The organism is Stenotrophomonas sp. AGC87, from assembly GCF_057333975.1.
In genome coordinates this window covers 39,289-43,409 of sequence record NZ_JBHFHW010000034.1, presented here as the reverse complement: position 1 = coordinate 43,409, position 4,121 = coordinate 39,289, and the positions used below count along the sequence as shown (strand labels likewise).

Sequence of the window (4,121 nt, the reverse complement as noted above, 5' to 3'; positions counted from 1 at the left end):
ACCGCCGCCCGCCGGGCAAGGGCCGCCCGGCCGGTGCCCGCCCGCCGCAGGGCGCACCCGGCAAACCGCGCTCGCGCGAGGACATCGACCTCGCCAAGGCGTATGCGATCCGCGCGCAGAAGGAAAAAGACGACCGCATCGAGGCCGAGCGCCTGAAGCAGGAAGAAGCGCGTCTGCGTCGCGAAGCCAAGGCCAAGCTGGAAGTCCTGCTGGAAGGCAAGTCCCTCAACGCTGAAGCGGCCGACATCGCGCGCCACTTCCCGTACGGCGGCAAGATCAAGCGCATCTACGTCACCGCCGACCAGCTCAAGGCGCTCAATGCCGGCGAGCTCGGCGTGCTGCAGCAGAACGGCCGCTATGTGCTGGTGACTGCTGCGGTGCTGGCCGAAGCCGAAGCGGTGTTCGCACCGTCGGTGGCGCTGAAGGTCGATCCGGATGCGCCGGCCGGTGAAGATCCGTATGCCGATCCGCAGTACCAGGTACCCGACGATCTGGTCTGGTAAACCAACGCAACCATAGGTGAACGCACTGGGCGCCGTCAGGCGCCCGTTGCATGTCAGGAGCAGGGCCATGCAGGAACGCAGTCCCGGGTATTTCCCGCATATCGATGGCCTGCGCGCGATCGCGGTGCTGGCGGTCATCCTCTATCACCTCAAGGCGAGCTGGTTGCCGGGTGGCTTCACTGGCGTGGATGTGTTCTTCGTCATCTCCGGTTTCGTGGTCAGCGCCTCGGTGGATCGCCTGCCGGCAGTCGGCGGCTGGGCCGGGCTGGCACGCTTCTATGCGCGCCGCATGCGTCGCATCGCTCCGGCACTGGTGGTCTGCCTGCTGGTAACGGCGATGCTCAGCGCGTTGCTGATTCCCGAATCCTGGCTCAGCGAGACCAGCGACAAGACCGGCCGGATGGCGTTCGTCGGGCTGAGCAACTGGGTGCTGGCCAGCACCGGCAACGACTACTTCTCCCCGCGCACCGAGTTCAATCCGTACACGCATACCTGGTCGCTGGGTGTGGAAGAGCAGTTCTATCTGCTGTTCCCGCTGTTGTTCCTGGCGTGGGCCAAAGGCACGCGCGGGCGCTGGCTGTCGCTGGGCCTGTTCGGTGTGGCAACCGTGGCATCGCTGGGCTACGCGGTGTTCCGCGCGCGGCAGGGCGGCCATGAGATCGATGCGTTCTACCTGACCACCACCCGCTTCTGGCAGCTGGGCGCTGGCGTGCTGCTGTTCCAGCTGCTGTCCCTGAGCGGCCGGTTCACGCCGCCACCGGTCCCGCCGCGCGGTATCAGCTGGCGCTCGCCGCTGCTGGTGCTGAGCCTTGCGGCGCTGGGCTATGGTTTGTGGGCCGCACGGCCGGGGCATTCGCCGTGGATCGATGGGCTGTGGCCGGTAGTGGGCACGCTGGGGTTGCTGGGCCTGCTGCAGCGCTCACCCGGGGGCTGGGTCGGGCGCGCGCTGGCGACCACACCGATGGTGACGATCGGTCGGCTGTCCTACTCGCTGTACCTGTGGCACTGGCCGGTCTTCGTGCTGTTCCGCTGGACGGTGGGCCTGGAGACGGTGGCCACCGGCGGCGCCGCGCTGCTGTGCGTGGCACTGTTGTCCTGGCTGTCGTGGCGCTGGGTGGAACAGCCCCTGCGGCACGGTGCGCGCTGGCGCGTCAGCAACGCGCGCTGGGTCGTGGTCGGGCTGGGCGTACTGGTGCTCGGCGCCGGCCTGCAGTCGGCGCTGGTCAAAACTCAGCAGTACACCTCGCTCAGTGTGGTCAGCCGTGCCCCGCTGGACTGGTATCCGTATGCCAAGGGGCTGAAGAAGGAAATCCCGGACTGCCGCGTGCGGGTCAGCAACGTGCCGGTGCTGGGCGGGCAGGCGCGTCTGTATGAGCGTGGTGAGTGCCCGGGACGCACCGCATCCACCCGCCAACTGTTCGTGGCCGGCGATTCGCATGCGCTGGCCTACCACGAAATGCTGCAGCGCTTGGCTGTGCTGGATGGCGCGCCGATCCGCCTGTATGGCAGCGGAGGTTGCGCGCTGGTCGGGCTGCGCGCCTGGCAGGGGCCCAATCCGGCCTGCGAGGCCTATGCGCGCAATGTGCTGGACGATATCCAGGCGCGTGCGCAGCCGGGCGATGTGGTGCTGTTGGCGGGGCTGCGGCTGCCGCGCCTGTCTGAGCAGTACGCACTGTTCGATGTCGCGCAGGTTCGCGCCGACCATCTCAGCGAGGCGGCCAATGCAGGCCGCACCGCCGAAATCGCGCACTGGATCGAGCAGCTCGCGCCGCTGGCCGATCGCGGTGTTCACATCGTGCTGGAAGCGCCCAAACCCGTGCTGCCAGCGCCCCCGTACCGGTGCTCGGATGTGTTCAACCGGCACAACCCGATCTGCGCCAATGGCATGACCGTGCCGCGCAGCGAGATCGAGCAGTTGCGTGCGCCGGTATTGGCCGGCCTGCAGCAGGTGGCGGCAGGTCTGCCCGGCGCGTCGATCTGGGATCCGATGCCGTTGCTGTGCCCCGGCGAGCAATGCCTGCCGACCCGTGAGGGCAAGCCGCTGTTCTTCGATGGTGATCATCTCAGCGGCTATGGCAATCGTCTGCTGCTGCCTGATTTCCAGGCGCAGTTGGAGCAGTGGGAGACGACGGCGCCTGCCGTCGCCCCCTGAATCACACCGCCCGCGATCAGTCGCGGGTAGCCGTGTCTGCAGCGGCCTTGATCGGCCCGGCGACTTCCTGACCGGCCTGCCAGACCGTGCCAACGCGCTGCGTGTTGGCGATATCCACCAGCGGATCGGCATCGAGCACCAGCAGGTCGGCGCGCTTGCCGGCGGCAATGCGGCCGCGGTCGGTCAGCCCCAGCAGCGCTGCCGCTTGCGTGGTGGCGACCTGCAAGGCTTCGGAGGGCGTCAGCCCGGCCTCCACCAACAGCTGCAGTTCGCGATGTTCGGCCACGCCGATCACCCGTTGCGGCATCGCGCCGGCATCGGTGCCGAAGCCGAGCTTCACGCCGGCCGCATGCAGGCGACGCACGTTGTCCAGATTCGTTGCGACCGCCTTGCGCGCGGCGGCCACCCCACTGCCGGCCAGTTGCGCACGCTGCCACTCCGGCTGCGACCAGCGCGCCAGCACATCGGCGTGCAGCGCCTGGCGCAGGAAGGGCTGCTGCAACGCCAGCGGATGCTCGGCATACCTGTAGTTGGCCTCGTCGATGGCGATGGTGGGGATGTACCAGGTGCCCTGGTCGCGCATCTTCCGCGCCAGCATCGGGTCCACCGCCCGGTCGCGGATGCCGTGGGCGAGGATGTCGACCTTGGCATCGACCAGGTCGCGGGCCTGCTCCAGATCGTGGATGTGCGCGGCGACCTTGAGCCCGCGCGCATGCGCTTCGGCGATGGCGGCGCGATACACCTCCGGGGTCATCATCGGACGCTTGCCACCGAGGTCGTCCACCCACAGCTTGATCAGGTCCACGCCATCGGCATGCTGGATGGCCACGGCCGCGCGCGCTTCTTCGGCGTTGCGCGGGCGTGCCACCGGATCGTGGCTCAGGCCCATGGTGTCGGCCGGGGGCGCACCCTCCGGGGCGCCGATACCGCCGCCGGCGCCATACAGCTGCGCACCCAGCCGAGGATCGGCGTTCACCGCCTTGCGGATGTCGAAAAAGTCCGCGCCGTTCATGCCCAGCGCCGTCACCGTGGTGATGCCGTAGCGCTGGAACTGGCGCAGGTCGTGCACCACGTTGTCATGGGTGTAGAAGCGGTCACCGTGCTCCAGCCCCTGCGTATTGCCGACGTGGGCATGGTCGCTGACCAGCCCGGGCAACAGGGTCTTGCCGGTGTAATCGATGCGGCGCGCACCGGTGGCTGCCGCCGGCAGCGGCGTGCCGACATGCACGATCCGCGCGCCGTCGATCAGCACCGGTGTGATGCCAAGGTCGCGCGTGCCATCGAAGACGCGGGCATTGTCGAACAGGATCGGCTCTGCGGCGGCGGGCAGGGTGGTGGCGGTGGCAAGCAGCAACGCCCACAGGCGGGTCGGTCGCATCAGCGGCTCCAGTCAGGGGGAGCCCTGAGCCTACCTCATCCGGGGGATCGGGTTGCCGGCCGTTGGCCGGCACGACCGGGAGCGGACG

Annotated in this window: 3 protein-coding genes; 2 read left to right on the top strand and 1 reads right to left on the bottom strand. The window is 68.7% G+C overall.

Translation table 11 applies throughout. From position 1 onward, the window contains the following. Positions 1 to 503: DUF2058 domain-containing protein (locus tag ACE026_RS14275; protein WP_486039488.1), on the top strand; the 503-nt coding region annotated here is incomplete at its 5' end. A gap of 67 nt (positions 504 to 570) precedes the next feature. Then, on the top strand, positions 571 to 2,655 hold the full coding sequence (locus tag ACE026_RS14270) for an acyltransferase family protein (RefSeq protein ID WP_486039487.1): 2,085 nt from the start codon (positions 571 to 573) through the stop codon (positions 2,653 to 2,655). 16 nt (positions 2,656 to 2,671) lie between these two features. Here ACE026_RS14270 and ACE026_RS14265 read toward each other — a convergent pair whose 3' ends face one another. Beyond that, entirely contained in the window at positions 2,672 to 4,033 is a 1,362-nt protein-coding gene (locus tag ACE026_RS14265; protein ID WP_486039486.1) for an amidohydrolase family protein, read from the bottom strand. Between the last annotated feature and the right edge of the window lie 88 nt (positions 4,034 to 4,121).